9 protein-coding genes, 1 tRNA gene and 1 riboswitch are annotated in these 15,548 nt (G+C 50.0%); of the genes, 6 read left to right on the plus strand and 4 right to left on the minus strand.

Annotation, left to right across the window (positions count from 1 at the left end; genetic code table 11):
* Positions 1-195 precede the first annotated feature (195 nt).
* The 4 genes from F4Y64_04660 to F4Y64_04675 form a co-directional block, all read right to left on the minus strand.
* Positions 196-1,176 (minus strand): mechanosensitive ion channel, encoded by a 981-nt coding sequence (locus F4Y64_04660; GenBank protein MXX96891.1) that lies wholly within the window; start codon positions 1,174-1,176, stop codon positions 196-198.
* Positions 1,176-2,048 (minus strand): bifunctional methylenetetrahydrofolate dehydrogenase/methenyltetrahydrofolate cyclohydrolase FolD, encoded by an 873-nt coding sequence (gene folD / locus F4Y64_04665; GenBank protein MXX96892.1) that lies wholly within the window; start codon positions 2,046-2,048, stop codon positions 1,176-1,178. The genes F4Y64_04660 and folD overlap by 1 nt, the downstream gene beginning before the upstream one ends.
* Before the next feature lie 401 nt (positions 2,049-2,449).
* A complete protein-coding gene (locus F4Y64_04670) occupies positions 2,450-3,529 on the minus strand; it encodes a SpoIIE family protein phosphatase (GenBank protein MXX96893.1) in 1,080 nt (359 codons plus the stop codon).
* Between the two features lie 385 nt (positions 3,530-3,914).
* Entirely contained in the window at positions 3,915-4,637 is a 723-nt protein-coding gene (locus F4Y64_04675) for a hypothetical protein (protein ID MXX96894.1), read from the minus strand.
* A gap of 449 nt (positions 4,638-5,086) precedes the next feature.
* Between F4Y64_04675 and gltB the strand changes: the two genes are divergently transcribed.
* From gltB to F4Y64_04705, 6 genes are all read left to right on the plus strand, one after another.
* The gene (gltB, locus tag F4Y64_04680; protein MXX96895.1) at positions 5,087-9,544 is read left to right on the plus strand and encodes a glutamate synthase large subunit; all 4,458 of its coding nucleotides are present in this window, start codon (positions 5,087-5,089) and stop codon (positions 9,542-9,544) included.
* A 5-nt stretch (positions 9,545-9,549) separates the two neighbouring features.
* Positions 9,550-11,004 (plus strand): glutamate synthase subunit beta, encoded by a 1,455-nt coding sequence (locus F4Y64_04685; GenBank protein MXX96896.1) that lies wholly within the window; start codon positions 9,550-9,552, stop codon positions 11,002-11,004.
* Positions 11,005-11,288: 284 nt separating this feature from the next.
* Positions 11,289-11,409, plus strand: a riboswitch (SAM riboswitch).
* Positions 11,410-11,549: 140 nt separating this feature from the next.
* A complete protein-coding gene (locus F4Y64_04690) occupies positions 11,550-12,878 on the plus strand; it encodes an O-acetylhomoserine aminocarboxypropyltransferase/cysteine synthase (protein ID MXX96897.1) in 1,329 nt (442 codons plus the stop codon).
* Between the two features lie 60 nt (positions 12,879-12,938).
* On the plus strand, positions 12,939-14,015 hold the full coding sequence (metX, locus tag F4Y64_04695; GenBank protein ID MXX96898.1) for a homoserine O-acetyltransferase: 1,077 nt from the start codon (positions 12,939-12,941) through the stop codon (positions 14,013-14,015).
* A gap of 136 nt (positions 14,016-14,151) precedes the next feature.
* Positions 14,152-15,207: an aspartate-semialdehyde dehydrogenase gene (asd, locus tag F4Y64_04700; protein ID MXX96899.1), complete on the plus strand. Its 1,056-nt coding sequence runs from the start codon at positions 14,152-14,154 to the stop codon at positions 15,205-15,207.
* Between the two features lie 53 nt (positions 15,208-15,260).
* Positions 15,261-15,333 (plus strand) — tRNA-Gly (locus F4Y64_04705).
* Positions 15,334-15,548 lie beyond the last annotated feature (215 nt).

The following is a 15,548-nucleotide window of genomic DNA, read 5'->3' on the forward strand; positions in this document are numbered from 1 at the left end:
GACCCTTCATGACACCACCTATCCGGCTATCAACTATTTTTCGGGCAAGCACTAATTGGCGGTCATCTACGTGGTGATCAAGTGTGTATCCCCAGTGTAAAGAGGCAAATCTCCCCCGGGCTCAATCGCGACGCTGTTTGACAGACGGTCCCGAAGGTGCGGCAGTCATCGTTCGACAAGTTACCCCGTATTAGTCTAGTCCTGGACCAGTTGGATATGAGGGAATGGGATTTCGATTCCTGCCTTGTTCAATGCTCCTTTAATGGCTTCGGTATAGTGGTAGATAATCTGGCGTTCCTCTTTTGGATTCTCCACGTACACCCATAAACTTAAATCTACACTGCTGTCATTTAAGTTGGTCACCACGACTTGTGGCTCGGGGTCTTCCATCAAGCGCGTATCATGCTTTGTGATTTCTAGAATGACACGACGAGCTTCTTGCGGCGACTCTTTGTAAGCAATGCTGAAAGGGATTTCAATTCGAAGAACACCGCCAATGGTGTGATTCAGGATTTGCTCATTGGCCATTTGCTGGTTGGGTATGACCAAGACCTCATTCTTGGGTGTTCGCAGGCGCGTTGTGCGAAGCGTAATATTTTCCACCACACAGTAGGTGCCATTGACGATCAGGGTGTCACCAATTCGGAAGGCTTTATCGGTCAGGATACTAACCCCCGACAGAATATTTTCAACGGTATCTCGAGCTGCAAAACCGAACGCGATACCTGCAACCCCAATACCAGCGATCAGTGCAGCAGGATCAATCCCTATGGTCTGCAAGACGGTGATGGCAATAAGAACGATGGAAAGGAGTCGGAATGCTTGCAGTACCAGCGTTTGCAGGCCTGGCTGCACTACGTTACTTCTTCTCAGAATTCGGCGAAGTAAATTGTACAGGACTCGATAGGCCGTATAGAAAATGACCAGTACAAGCAAGGCGCCTGCTATTTTTGGCGCTAGATCTGTCACCCAAATTAGGATTTGTGTAGCGATGTCATTTCCGGCTTCAGAGAATCGGCCTTCAGAAACGAGAGTGCCTGCGTCCTTGAAAACTTGTGGGAGTGTCCCGCTTACATCCCCGGTGGTATCTACCTGCAGAGAGTCAATGGTACTCAAGGTGGTGTCAGCAACCTGTACTGTTTCCTCAACTTGGGTATTTCCCGGTACGGCCTGCATCAGTTGAGTAGCCTTGCTGCAGTCATTGTGTTTTTAAGGAGCATCGCTATGGTCATTGGGCCCACACCACCTGGGACGGGGGTAATATAACCAGCAATTTTCGATACGGCCTCAAAGTCTACATCACCGGTAAGTCGATACCCTCGGGCACGTGTAGGGTCATCTATGCGGTTGATTCCTACGTCTATGACGGCTGCTCCAGGCTTAACCATCTCTGCAGTTACAAAGTGGGCGCGACCAATTGCGGCTATGAGAATGTCCGATTGGCGACAGACTTCAGGCAGGTTTTGGGTCCGACTATGGCAGATCGTAACGGTTGCATTGTTTTCTTTTCGCAGCAGTAGGCTTCCAAGTGGGCGTCCAACCAAGCTGGATCGCCCAAGAATGACAGCATGCTTTCCTTCGATATCAATATTTGCCCGACGCAATAGTTCTACAATTCCTGCTGGTGTACAGGGTACAAAACCTGGAAGGCCGGTAGCCAATCGACCAGCATTTATCGTATGCAAACCATCGACATCTTTATTCGGATTTAATGCAGAAATCACACGTGATGCGTCAAGGTGGTCGGGGAGCGGTAATTGCACAAGGATGCCGCTCACATGAGGGCTGGTATTTAAATCATCGATGACCTCAAGAAGAGCTTTTTCAGAGATATTCTCATCAAACTTCAACGTATCACCTGCAATGCCAACGTTCTGGCTCGCTTTTATTTTTCCTCGCACATATGAAGCCGATGCAGGATTATTACCAACTAGCACCACTGCAAGGTAGGGGGGAGCATGTCCTTCTGAGGTCCACGTAGCAACTTCATGACGTACTTCTTTGCGTACATCAGCTGCAATTTCTTTTCCATCAATGAGTATGGCCACGGTAAGTATAAGTTTGGTTCTGCTGTATTCTGTATGGGACCGAAATCTTGTTCAGTCTTGGGCTCTGACTACCGGTTCATAGCGGCATCAAGCCTTGACCCACTTCTACGAGGAGCAATGATATGTGTTTTTGGCCTCGTTCCGGTGCGCCTTGGGTCTTGGCAAACACTGAATCCAAGTGTTTATCGGTCGTAGACGCAATCTACTGGGCTGACAGAGATGGGATAGGAATGTGGCTTTGTTTCATGGTGCCCGGAACATCATCATTGACGAGGGGCGTGCATCCATCAGGCCTACGCAGGCCCCCTAATTTCTCATAATGATGTGTTTGCAGAAGCGTGGCCCATGAGTACCCACAAGAGTGTCCTTGCGGGGATCCCGGCCCTGTGGGCACGGACTTGTTATCCATCGATCGCTGATCGCTGGAGGACAAGAAGCGTTACATCGTCTTTCAGAGGTCTCCCCGCACGCCAGGCAATGCCTCCTTTTCGGATATGGGCGATGATTTCGCTTGGGGAGCGGGCGCCTGCCTCGGCGAAGATCTTTCTGACTCGATCTAGTTGCAGCATTTCACCAGACGGACTCTGTAGATCCAGGAGACCATCACTCATAAAGAAAACTGAATCTCCAGGGTCGAGGGGGATCTCTAATTGTTCATAGGGAAAATCAGTATAACTGCCCAAGGGCATTCCTTTAAGAACAACGTCCTCTACGGTCTGGGTTTTGGATTGGTACATAAGGAGTGGAGGCATACCAGCACCCACAAGCTGAAGTACGCCTTGATGATAGCGTGCCAGTGTGATGTGCATATAGGTACTTCGAAGGTTCACACGCTTGATGGTTTTTGACATGCGCCGGATAAGGTCCAGAAGATCGGAGTCATCTGCCGAGTCCTTAAAAAGGGCCTTGGTTGCAATCACCATCATCCCTGCAGTTGTACCGTGGCCAGTTGCATCACCGATTGCCATGGTCAGAACCCCGTCGTCAGAGAGGGAGAAATCATAATAATCCCCACTGAGCTCGGTTGCAGTTTTCAGGAACGCATCAATTTCCAGTTCCGGGTGGGCAGGAATTCTCGTGGCAAGCATTTCCTGCTGTGCCTGACGTGCTGTATCCAACTCACTGGATTTGCGGATATAATCAGATTTAGCTTGGTCAGGGAAGCCTTTATCGACAATAAAATCATCGGCCCCCGCCTCATTGTAGCGTAGGATGATGTGCCGAACAAAATCTTCGCTATATCCGGTGACATCGACAATGTCACGGACGATTTTACCTTGGCTTTTCAGGTAAATCACCTGCCAGTGAGTCCGTGCCACGGCACCTGTGGTCTGGCGGTAACGATCAAATATTTTCTGACGAGAGAGGTGATTCGCTAGAGGAATTACCTCTTCTGACTTAGGAGTATATAGTGTATCAATCATTGTATAGGCCCAGCGAAGGCACTTATACACGAAAGTAATGATGTATACGGTACGCATCCGCCATAGATCTCGGATTCACTAAAAATTAACCAATTGCAGTACGGAAACTTGGTTTGTTGCACGGTGAGTTTGTGAGACCTACTATTCTGTGAAGCGTGATATAGGCTTCATTGCTGCAAACCGTTGCAGAATAGATTGGGTTTCAGTTGAAGTCAATTGGGGAGTATGAGAAGTCACATGACCCCAAAGCCAGAGCCATGGATTTCGGATGCGGGAGGTTACAGAATCAGGTGATACTAAAAACCCAACGAATCAAAGCATAGTAGGGGTAATCAGCTTCAAAATCAAAAATGCGGATGCAGGAACTTAATGCATTTGACAGGTAGATAATGACGGGAGGTCTAGAGGTTATCAAGTCTAGACCTCCCGCCACAGACTGAGTTTAGGGGCTGAGAGAGAATCCGAAGACTAGGTAGGTCTTCTCAGTTGTCGGATTCATGACGTAAGCAGCACTAAGTGGCAATGCAAAGTTGTCGGTTATCTGCAAGTCTTTACTCGCAGACAGGCTCAAATTGACCACAGAGGCCCCTTCTACCCCATAGAAGCTACTCTCTCCAGCCACCAAGCCAAGTGTAAATCCTAATTCGACATCAGCGACCGTGAACGGTATTGCACCTTCAAGGTAGAGCGAATTGTCTGGATCATTATGAGCCATAAATGCAACTGTAATGGTTAGAGGGAAGGATTCTGGAAGTGTCACAGCCCCCATCAGTTCAATCCAGTGTGCCCCCTCACCGTCTCCGTCGAAATTGAGCCATTCTCCGGCTTCTGCGTCACTATTGGGGAAATAGTAGTCTGTAACCGTCAGATCCAAGCTTGCAGAGGCACCAAGGCCAATGCTATATGTGGCGTACAGGTCATGTTCATTGGCATCGGCACCGTCAGAACTAATCGAATAGGATCCCCAAGTTCCCAGTTCAAAATTTCCCGCGCTCAGCGCAAGACCAGGCTGAATACTAAAAGAATCACCGAAGTCATAACCACGCCATATATAGCGGTTAAAGAAATCTGCGCCAAAGCTAACCGATTGAGCATGGGTGAGCATGGGCGTGAGCATCAAGAGGATAAGTAATGCAAGTGAAAGAAAAGAGAAGCGCTTTGTCATCAGTTACTTGAATGGTTGAGGTTGAAAAGAAAGAGCCCGGCCCGCATTTAGGTCTCCTCGGAGGGCTGAATTTTAGCAGCAAAATCTCCCATGAATACCCCGAGTCAGGTTTCAGCATAAGCATTGCGCGAGGCGAAAATCCCCGATAAAACAATGAGATTGAGAAAAACTTTCGTGAATTTTTCGTGAATTTATTTACCGGAAATAGAGTCAATGACTATATAATAACGATTTTTTCGTAAAAATTCTGTAATAATTAAGGATAATAACTCGTAATGCAGAAATAATTCAGGAGGATATACAAATTCTCCGACATTGAGTTTCACATGCAATAGAAAATGTTGGTAAATTAACCCAGAAATCGTTTAATTATATAAGGCGGCAGGAAGAGGTTTACGGGAAAAATCAGATCTGAGCGAGGCATGGTCAGTTCTGAGAAAGTGATACAGATGATGAAACAGCAAGGGTTATATGATCCTGCATTTGAGCACGATGCGTGTGGGGTTGGACTCTATTGTCGTGTGGATGGAACGCCTTCACACAACGTTGTAGAGAAGGGGCTCCAGATACTTGTGGATTTGGATCATCGGGGAGCATGCAGTTGTGATGAAACGACCGGAGACGGTGCCGGAATTCTTGTGCAGTTACCACATGAATTCTTTGCGCATGAAATCCCATCGTTGCCCGAGCCAGACGATTATGGGATAGGGATGATATTCATCCCCCCTCAATATCAAGCGACGTGCAAGTCGTTGATGGAGGATATTGTCAAAGCAGAAGGCGGCAGATTCATAGGCTGGAGACGAGTTCCTGTGAGATCAGGAGTGATTGGTCCAGATGCCAAGATGACGGAGCCTGAAATTTGGCAGTGTTTCATTGAGCGAAGCAAGAAAGTCACGCTCGACGCATTTGAACGTAAACTTTATGTGCTCCGGAAAATATTTCAGCGACGTGTTCTGCAGGGGCAGCTCGGTGGCTGTTACATCGCAAGTATGTCGGCCAGAACTATGGTTTACAAGGGAATGCTTACACCTAGACAGATTACGGAATATTACCCGGATTTGAATAGCGCTCGATTCAAGAGTGCGCTGGCCATGGTGCACTCGCGTTTTAGCACAAATACCTTTCCCGAATGGTCTCTCGCACAACCATTCCGCTTCATGTGCCACAACGGGGAAATTAATACACTTCGAGGCAACATCAATCAGATGCGTGCAGGAGAAGTCATGTTCAGGAGTGATCAATTTGGGGGCGATACCCGCAATCTTGTGCCGGTCATTCGTGAAGGGGGTAGTGATTCAATGGCCCTTGACAATGCACTGGAATTACTCTATCACACGGGCCGGTCCCTCCCGCATGCAATGATGATGCTCATCCCAGAGGCGTGGGAGCGGGCCGAGGAAATGGCAGATGAAAAACGGGCGTTTTATCAGTACCACGGCAATCTGATGGATCCCTGGGATGGTCCGGCGACGATTCCGTTTACCGATGGTCGATATGCAGGAGCATTGCTGGACCGGAATGGACTGCGCCCGTCCCGCTATACCATCAGCAAGGATGGTTATGTCGTTTTAGCATCCGAGACCGGGGTCGGCGAAATTGCTGAATCCAATGTGCTCAAGAAAGGTCGGCTCAAGCCTGGACGGATGTTTCTGATTGACCTGGAGGAGAGGCGTATTATTGATGATGAGGAGATTAAATCTCGCATTTGCTCGAGAGCCCCGTACCGTATTTGGTTGAATAACCATCAACGGACACTGGATTCTCTTCCGCCGACCGAGCCCAAAGCCATGGAAGGCTCACTGTTTTCCAGACAGCAGATGTTCGGATATACGCTGGAAGATTTACGCCTGTTAGTAGGTCCGATGGGGCAAAGCTCAAAAGAGCCCTTGGGGGCGATGGGCAATGACACGCCATTGGCGGTGCTTTCTGATCGGCCCCGATTACTCTACGACTACTTTAAGCAACTCTTCGCACAGGTTACGAACCCTCCGCTGGATGCGATTCGGGAGTTCATGGTCACATCGTTGGCACTGAATCTGGGGAGTAGTGGAAACCTCTTTAGTGAGAGTGCTCGGCATTGCGCGAAATTAAGGCTTGAACAGCCGATACTCACCGAATCAGATTTGGCATCCGTTGAAGCAGGGGTTTTTGGTGTTCAGACCATCAACATGTGTTTTCAGTCTGGTGAGCTTTCCATGGCATTGGAGCGACTTCAGGAAGAGGCTGCCGAGGCAATCAGTCATGGCGCCAGTCTGATCGTGCTGTCTGATCGGGAGGCAGGAGAAAATCAGCTTCCTATACCGGCTCTATTGGCTACAGGGGCAGTTCATCACCACTTGATCAAAAAAGGACTACGCCTTCGGTGCGGATTGATTGTAGACAGCGGCGAACCTCGTGAGGTGCATCATTTTGCCATGCTGATTGGGTATGGCGCGGAGGCAATTTGCCCGTATGTAGCATTATCCAGTGTACGGCACATGGCCTGTAAGCAGGAACTCACAGATGTTTCTGAATCCGAAGCCGAGGACAGATACATCAAAGCCATCGGATATGGAATTCTGAAGGTAATGTCCAAGATGGGAATTTCGACGCTGCAGAGTTACCGGGGGGCTCAGATCTTTGAGGCAGTTGGAATCAGCTCTGAAGTAGTGGAGCAATATTTTTGCGGCACGCCGTCGCGAATTGGGGGCATCGGCCTTGATATTCTTGTCAAGGAAGTAGAGATGCGCCATGAACGTGCGTTTCCACGCAAGCAATTAACCGGAGTTTATCATCTGGATGTCGGGGGGCAGTATCAATGGCGTCGAGGAGGAGAGCGGCATGCATTCAGTCCAACCGCAATTGCAAATGTCCAGGAGGCCGCACGGACCAACTCCCATACCTCCTATAAAGCCTTCTCGGACGAGATCAACAAAGGTGCTGCAAATACCCTCAGGGGGCTTTTGACCTTTGATTATTCAAAAGCCAAGCCTGTGGACTTAGACGAAGTGATGCCATGGACTGAGATCGTTAAATCATTCAAGACCGGTGCCATGTCCAACGGCTCTATCAGTGGCGAGACGCATGAGGCATTGGCGATTGCAATGAATGCCATTGGGGGTAAGAGTAATACCGGTGAAGGAGGTGAGGGACCGGATCGTTACGGATATGACAATCCTCGGAGAAGCCGGATTAAGCAGGTCGCTTCCGGTAGATTCGGGGTGACGATTGAGTATCTGGAAAGTGCTGACGAGATTCAAATCAAGATCGCCCAAGGGGCTAAGCCGGGAGAAGGGGGACAGCTTCCCGGCAAAAAGGTATATCCTTGGATTGCGAAGCTGAGACACTCCACGCCTTATGTCGGCCTGATCTCTCCCCCTCCGCATCACGATATTTACTCAATCGAGGATTTGGCACAATTGATTCATGACCTGAAGAATGCAAATTCAAATGCACGAATCAGTGTTAAGCTTGTCTCCGAAGTTGGCGTAGGAACCGTTGCAGCAGGGGTAGCCAAGGGGAAGGCAGATGTCGTACTCATTAGTGGAACAGATGGGGGAACGGGTGCTTCTCCAAAGACTTCGATCATGCACGCAGGTCTGCCTTGGGAGCTTGGGCTTTCGGAGACGCATCAAACGCTCGTGAACCATGGATTACGTACACGCATCATCGTGGAATGTGACGGGCAAATGAAGACGGGCAGAGATGTGGCATTCGCGGCACTGTTGGGCGCAGATGAGTTCGGTTTTGCAACGGCGCCGCTCGTAACACTTGGGTGCATCATGATGCGCAAATGCCATCTCAACACCTGCCCTGTAGGAATCGCCACACAGGATCCAGAGCTACGCAAAAAATTTTCCGGGCAACCCGAGCATGTCGTGAATTATTTGCACTTCGTGGCTGAAGAACTCCGTGAAATCATGGCAAAACTGGGGTTTCGGACACTCTCAGAAATGTGTGGGCGTGTGGATTTACTCAAGCCACGACGGGGGATCAAGCACTGGAAAGCCCGTCATTTAGATCTATCTCGAATCCTCGTACATCCTGAAGTGCCTGAGAGATTGCAAGAGTTCGCTGCTACGGAACAGGACCATGGCCTGGAACATGCACTCGATCATGAACTGATCGCGTTGGCCAAGCCTGCACTGGAGAAACGCAAACCCGTAGTTGCTGACATTCAAATTAGAAACACCAATCGTACCGTTGGTACTATGCTAAGCCATGCACTGGCACAGCGTTTTCGGGAAAATCCATTAGAAGACGACACGATCACGTTCAATTGCAGTGGTTCCGCAGGGCAGAGCTTCGCAGCTTTTGCCTGCAAAGGGATGACGTTTAATATCCAGGGAGATGCGAATGATTATTTCGGGAAAGGGCTCTCTGGTGCGAAACTAATGATTTCTCCACCACCAGAGGCGACCTATGAGCCTCACAAGAACATCCTTATCGGTAACGTTGCCTTTTACGGGGCTACCAGCGGGGAGGCATATATACGGGGAGGAGCAGGCGAGCGCTTTTGTGTAAGGAATAGCGGCGTTCATGCCGTGGTTGAGTCCGTTGGAGATCATGGCTGTGAATACATGACTGGAGGTCGTGTCGTTGTCCTTGGGGAAACGGGGCGAAATTTTGCCGCTGGAATGAGTGGGGGCATTGCTTACGTGATTGATGCTACACGGGAGTTCAGAAACGAGCGATGTAACGTGGAATCGGTTGAATTACTGGAAATGGATCAGCAGGAGAGCATCCTTGAATTGCGGACGATGATTGAGAATCATTTTCGGTATACGGGGAGCCGTGCAGCACAGTGGGTTTTGGAAAACTGGGAGACCGCCCTGGCCGATTTTGTACAGGTCATGCCTGTTGAGTACCGGAATGCACTGAAGCGCTTGGCTGAAGAGAAAGAATCCTTGGCGATTGCCGCATAATCGGGATGGGGAAGACGACAGGATTTATCGAATATCAGCGTGAGCTGCCTGCGCATCGTCCGGTCAAAGAGCGGGTGAAGGATTGGCGTGAAGTGTATACTCCATTCAGCGAGCGTCGGCTGCGGCGACAGGCTGCCCGCTGTATGGACTGCGGGATTCCATTCTGCCAATCAGGGTGTCCCTTGGGCAATGTCATTCCTGACTGGAATGATCTCGTCTATCGTGGTGATTGGAAGGCAGCCTATGAGCGGTTGAGTGCAACGAATAATTTTCCAGAGTTTACAGGGCGGATTTGTCCTGCACCTTGCGAGACCGCTTGTGTTTTGGGAATCATTGATGACCCGGTCACGATTGAGCGAATTGAGCAGGAGATTATTGAGTATGCATTCCGCTCGGGATGGGTAAAGCCTGAACAGCCGGTGCGAAGGACCGGAAAAAAAGTAGCGGTAATCGGGTCTGGCCCTGCCGGGCTGGCTGCTGCAGATCAGTTAAATCGTGCAGGGCACCGCGTAACGGTACTGGAGCGGGATGATCGGATCGGCGGTTTGTTACGGTATGGCATTCCAGATTTTAAGCTGGAAAAGTGGGTTCTTGACCGTCGTCTTGATGTGATGAAGAAAAGTGGAATTCAGTTCATCACTCGCGCAGAAGTAGGAGGATCGTATGCCTGCTCAAGGCTGCGTGAATTCGATGCGATTGTTGTATGTACAGGGGCTACAAAGCCGAGGAATCTTCCTGTTCGCGGTCGAAAATTTAAGGGAATCCACTACGCGTTTGACTACCTGCGTCAGCAGAACAAGCTCAACGAGGGAGATGATCTGGTACGGGAGAACATCGAATATATCAGCGCCGCAGGTAAAGATGTAATCGTGATTGGTGGAGGGGATACTGGAAGTGATTGTGTGGGTACTGCGAATCGGCAGGGCGCAAAGTCAATTACGCAATTTGAACTGCTACCGACACCTCCAGATACGCGACCGACACACCAACCCTGGCCCTATTATCCAATGGTCCTGCGGACCAGCTCCTCCCATCAAGAGGGGGCAGATCGCCATTGGAGTATTATGACGAAGGCATTTGGGGGAAAAAATGGCCAAGTAAAGAGTCTCCAAACAGTCCGTGTGGAACTTGATGGTCGAAAAATTATCGAACATCCAGAAACACAAAAGCATTGGCCCGCCGATCTTGTACTTCTCGCAATTGGGTACACCGGCCCGGAGACGGAGGGGATTGCAGGCCCGCTTGGGCTGAAATTGGACCACAGGAGCAATTTCAAGACGGGCAGCGATTATCAGACCAACGTGCCGGGTATTTTTGCGGCGGGTGATGCGCGACGCGGTCAATCTTTAGTGGTTTGGGCCATCAGTGAAGGTCGCGAGGCGGCCCGTCATGCAGATGCCTACATGTCTGGATTTATCGCTCTCCCAACAAAGGGAGCGGGAGACCTGCCACGCAGGTGATCTGAAGGCTCACGAAATATTTATGTTTCGTGGGTATCCCCCGCACACATTCATACCTTTGATCATCCTTATCGTCACCAGATATGGCACCGTTTTCGTTTCGCCACAGGTCGAATGGAAAATGATTGATATTGCCCGTCATTTTTGTAAGATCAGGTCTGTTTTTTCAAGGGAGCAAGCATGAAAGTGTGATTTTTTTGTGAATTATCAAGTTTTTTTTTTCAAAAGCTGGAACTTTTCCAAATAAAGCCGTATTATTGTCCCAGTTGACACGATGTCCGTGCAGCTCATCGAGAAGGGTGGAGGGTTCAGGCCCTATGAAGCCCTGGCAACCCCCCACGAGGTTTGGACCCCTCGTGCGGAAGGTGCCACTTCCTGCCCTGCGTTTGCAGGGATAGATGAGCGGAAGGGCCTGAGTTGATTTCTAACTCGCAGTCCAGCCTTTTCCGTCATCCTACCTGGAAGGGGCTCCGTGGGAAAAGCCAGTTTCTTCTTGATAAGGGTTCGGCATTGTGCATTACCCTTAACTAACGAGACTTAATCTCATGTCACAGAACGGTCAATCTCTTCATTTCGAAACGCTTCAGGTTCACGCAGGGCAAGAACCGGATCCAGCAACAAATGCGCGTGCGGTTCCGATTTACGCCACAACCTCTTATGTCTTCAATGACACGGACCATGGAGCGAATCTTTTCGCACTCAAGGAGTTCGGGAACATCTACACACGGATTATGAATCCGACAAATGATGTTTTCGAAAAACGAATTGCTGCACTTGAGGGCGGTTTAGCAGCCCTGGCTACTTCCAGTGGGCAGGCAGCGCAGTTTCTTGCTCTGTCCACATTGGCAGAAGCCGGTGACAATATTGTTTCCTCCAGCTATCTCTATGGTGGGACGTATAACCAGTTCAAGGTTTCATTGCCCCGACTGGGAATCAGTGTAAGATTTGCAAACGGAGATAATCCCCGCTCCATTGAGGCACTGATTGATGATCGCACGAAGGCAATCTATCTTGAGACGATCGGTAACCCGAAGTTCAATGTGCCGGATTTCGAGGCAATCGCCGAAGTAGCCAAGCGAAAAGGTGTCCCACTGGTCGTAGATAATACATTTGGAGCGGCGGGTTATTTATGCCGTCCGATAGAGCATGGTGCTGATATTATCGTTGCCAGTGCAACCAAATGGATTGGTGGTCATGGCAATACGATTGGTGGACTCATTGTTGATGCGGGTACATTCCCCTGGGATAATGGACGATTCCCAAGCTTTACGGAGCCATCTCCATCCTATCATGGGCTCAGTTTCTGGGATGTTTTTGGTCCGCAAGGAGTGTTAGGTGCTAATCTAGCGTTCATCCTACGGGCACGTGTTGAAGGATTACGTGATATCGGTCCATGCCAGAATCCTTTCGGGTCATTTCTGCTACTTCAGGGTCTGGAAACACTGTCACTTCGTGTACAGCGCAGTTGCGACAATGCCTTGGAGTTAGCAAAATGGCTCCAGGGACGCCCAGAAGTTTCTTGGGTCAGCTACCCAGGATTGGAATCGCATCCGTATCACAGTCATGCACAACGGTATCTGAAAAATGGATTCGGCCCTGTGCTCTCATTTGGTGTTGAAGGTGGCCTGGAAGCCGGTCAGGCATTTGTAAATAATGCAAAGCTTGCGAGCCATCTGGCCAATGTGGGTGATGCCAAGACTCTGGTGATCCATCCTGCTTCAACTACCCATCAGCAGTTGGCACGTGAAGAACAGGTATCTGCAGGGGTTACCGAAGACTTAATTCGGGTTTCCGTGGGTATTGAGCACATTGATGACATCAAGGCTGATTTTGCTCAGGCGCTGAGCTCGATAGGCGCCGAAGTTGCAGCGTAGTACAGTCTGATTTCTGTCTAGGCGGCGTATCCGATTTCCGGGTATGCCGCCTGGAGACTGATGCCAAGAATCATCAACATACCGACCTTTGAGTTTGAGAACGGGGAGGTTCTGAGTGAAGTCCCCGTGGGCTACGAGCGCTGGGGAGAATTGAATGAAGCCGGGGATAACGTGATTGTTGTCGGGCACTCCCTCACCAGCCCCCCAGATGCCCAGTCCTGGTGGCACGGGTGCATTGGTCCGGGCAAGGCATTGGATACAGACAAATACTATGTTGTATGTGCTAATGTGATTGGTTCTCCCTACGGCACGGTTTCGCCAATCTCAATCAATCCAGAGACCGGCGTGGCTTACCGGGATACGCTTCCCCAAGCAAGTGTAAGAGATACGGTTAGACTCCATAAAAAGCTACTGGATACCCTCGGTGTTCGCAAGATCGCATTTGTGATTGGTGGAAGCATGGGAGGGATGCAGGCACTTGAGTGGGCCTACTATGGTAGTGATTATGTTCGGGGAATCGTACCCATTGCAGTGGGAGGACGACACTCTTCCTGGTGTATTGCATGGAGCGAAGCACAGCGACAGGCGATTTATTCAGACCCAAATTGGAAGGATGGTTCCTACGAACTGGGCTCTCCTCCTCAAAACGGGCTGGCTGTAGCGCGCATGATGGCAATGATCTCGTACCGATCATTAGGATCATTCGAATCTCGATTCGGACGGGGTCGGAATCGGGCCGGCTCATTCAGGGCTGAGACTTGGCTTCATCATCACGGAGATCAGATTATTAACCGGTTTGATCCTGCCTGCTATGTATATCTGACACGTTTGATGGATACGCATGATGTCGCTCGGGGCAGGGATGAATATGGAGTTACGCTTAAGGCAATCACACAGCCAACGCTAGCGGTTGGAATTCGCTCGGATGTGCTCTACTTACTGGAAGAGTTGGAAGAACTTTGCCGGTATATTCCCCATTCGGAGTTAGCCGTCATGGAGGGCCCCCATGGTCACGACACGTTCCTGATTGATCAGGATGAGTTAAATGAGATGGTGTTAACGTGGCGTCAACGTCACATTGACCCACTTATTGATTCAGTTGTAGGTTATCAGGCGGGTTGCGGCCCATACGGTTAAGCGTCAGCAGTCCGAACCGAACATCACCCCCGCTGCTCTCAGTGAATAAATTTTTACCGTTGTGCTACAAGTTGGCACAATTGGAGGCAGTGTTCGTAGCACGCCCGTTCGGTATTCGTGATACATTCAAAATTACATGAGCATGCTCCGGGCAGGAATCGTAGGCGCAACGGGTGCAGTGGGGCAGAAATTCATTGAACTTCTTCGAGGGCATCCCTGGTTCAAAATCACAGCTCTTGTTGCATCGGACAGGTCAGCAGGGAGAAAGTACCGTGATGCCGTCAATTGGATTGGAGCGGCAGAGATTCCGGCATCCGTCGCTTCCATGGAGGTATCATCATTTAGTAACGATCTGCCGTGCGATGTTGTCTTCTCAGGACTGCATGCCTCAGTCGCGGATCATGCCGAACCAAAGCTGGCCAAGGCAGGATATCCGGTCATTTCTAATGCGAAGAGCTTTCGGATGCACCCGGATGTTCCTTTGTTGATCCCCGAAATCAATCCAGATCACACTTTTTTGATCAAAAATCAGGACTGGCAGAGCGCGGGGTATATTGTCACCAACCCCAACTGCTCTACCGTTGGCCTAACCTGTGCACTCAAGCCGCTTCACGACAGGTTTGGTCTTGAGGCTGTTCAGGTCACTACAATGCAGGCTCTTTCTGGTGCCGGCTATCCCGGGGTGTCGTCATTGGACGCCCTGGCAAACGTTGTGCCATTCATTGGAGGTGAGGAGGATAAGTTGGTTCATGAGCCGAATAAACTGTTGGGGACTATCGCCGGCGGTACTCTGCATCCTCAGTCTATCCGCATCAGTGCCCAGTGCAACCGTGTTCCTGTCCTGGAAGGGCATCTTGAGTGTATCTCGGTCAAACTAAGCACGAGTGTGAGCCGGGGTGAAGTGCACGATGCATTCGAATCATTTGTTAGCCCAATCAAAGATTTGTGTTTGCCAACCGAGCCAGAGAAATTATTACATGTATTTGAAGATGAGCGTTTCCCGCAGCCGAGGCGACATTCTGACTTGGGTGGCGGTATGACCGTAAGCATTGGAAGGATTCGCCCCTGTGAGGTCTTAGATTATAAGTTCGTTGCTCTGTCTCACAACACGATTCGGGGTGCGGCGGGTGGCGCCGTTCTGAATGCAGAATTGCTTATGAAGCAAGGCTTACTGAAAGCTCGTGATGCATAAGCAGTTCACCGGAACCCCCAGCACAATATTCACGTACCAAATCCCTTGAGTTTGCGGGAATAGCTCAGTTGGTAGAGCATCTGCTTGCCATGCAGAAGGTCGCGAGTTCGAGTCTCGTTTCCCGCTCAAAAAGCGCACATATTGTCGGCGTCCTTCCCGTCCTGTGTTATTGATTTCGCCGCTTCAGGTTATTTACATATTCCGCTTCGCTGAACATCCACAGGTGCTTCCTGGGCTTGCCCTGTTGCTGGCACTGTTCTTGACATCCTGTTCTCGTCAGGATTTATCTGGGGGAGGCACATCATCTTCTGAGCCTGCCAGAGAAAGTTGGAACGTCCAAA

The sequence above is a fragment of the Rhodothermaceae bacterium genome, assembly GCA_009838195.1.
In the GTDB taxonomy this organism is placed as follows: domain Bacteria; phylum Bacteroidota; class Rhodothermia; order Rhodothermales; family Bin80; genus Bin80.

Bases quoted from the DNA above. Each gene is read 5' to 3' on its own strand.
- F4Y64_04660 (MXX96891.1), bottom strand. From the start codon at position 1,176: ATGCAGGCCGTACCGGGAAATACCCAAGTTGAGGAAACAGTACAGGTT.
- F4Y64_04670 (MXX96893.1), bottom strand. From the start codon at position 3,529: ATGCGTACCGTATACATCATTACTTTCGTGTATAAGTGCCTTCGCTGG.
- F4Y64_04675 (MXX96894.1), bottom strand. From the start codon at position 4,637: ATGACAAAGCGCTTCTCTTTTCTTTCACTTGCATTACTTATCCTCTTG.
- gltB (MXX96895.1), top strand. From the start codon at position 5,087: ATGATGAAACAGCAAGGGTTATATGATCCTGCATTTGAGCACGATGCG.
- F4Y64_04685 (MXX96896.1), top strand. From the start codon at position 9,550: ATGGGGAAGACGACAGGATTTATCGAATATCAGCGTGAGCTGCCTGCG.
- F4Y64_04690 (MXX96897.1), top strand. From the start codon at position 11,550: ATGTCACAGAACGGTCAATCTCTTCATTTCGAAACGCTTCAGGTTCAC.
- metX (MXX96898.1), top strand. From the start codon at position 12,939: ATGCCAAGAATCATCAACATACCGACCTTTGAGTTTGAGAACGGGGAG.
- asd (MXX96899.1), top strand. From the start codon at position 14,152: ATGAGCATGCTCCGGGCAGGAATCGTAGGCGCAACGGGTGCAGTGGGG.